General features: G+C 64.8%; 1 protein-coding gene. It reads right to left on the reverse strand.

Features of this window, described 5'->3' with window-relative positions:
* On the reverse strand, window positions 1-619 hold a 619-nt coding region (locus IEY81_RS23930; protein WP_189121003.1), incomplete at its 3' end, for a DUF222 domain-containing protein.
* Window position 620 lies beyond the last annotated feature (1 nt).

A 620-nucleotide genomic window follows, 5' to 3' on the forward strand; every position in this document is an offset into this window, starting at 1 on the left:
GGATGTCGATGGTGCCGTCGCCGTTGTCGCGGGACTGGAAGAACGTGCGCCGTTCGGCGTGCTCTTCTTCGCGCTGCAGCGCCTTGGCCTCGGCTTCTTCGAACCGGTCGGGGTCGACCATCATCAAGATCCGTTTGCCGGCGACCTTCAGCTCGTTCGCGGTGAACCAGCTGGCGTGCTCGACCAGCAGCTTCTCGGCCAGGAGGAGGTCTTCGGTGCTGGCGGCCGGGTCGGTCTCAATCTGGTCGAGGGCCTTGGTGATCACCCGAGCCTTGTCCTGGGACAACACACCGTCAGCCAGACCGGCGGCGACCAGCTCGTACTTGGCCAGGCTGGCAGCCAGGTTCACCTGCGAACGGGCGACACCCTTGTCAACCAAAAGCTCGGTCCGCATCCACCCGGAGACATCTTTCGCTCCGGTCTCCTCAGCGATGTCACCGGAGGCAGCGAGCAGCCGGAGCTTCACTGCGGCCTGCTTGGCCTGGATCTTCTCCAGCCGCGCGAGTGCTTCCTTCTTCTGACTCGTGCGCCAGTAGGCCGGGTCCCGGGTGAGGAGGTCGTCGAGGGAGGTTTCGATGGCGCTCAGGTCGGCATCGATGGTGTCGTGCTCGAGGCTCATC

The organism is Nocardioides luteus (assembly GCF_014648595.1).
GTDB classification, from domain to species: Bacteria; Actinomycetota; Actinomycetes; order Propionibacteriales; family Nocardioidaceae; genus Nocardioides; species Nocardioides luteus.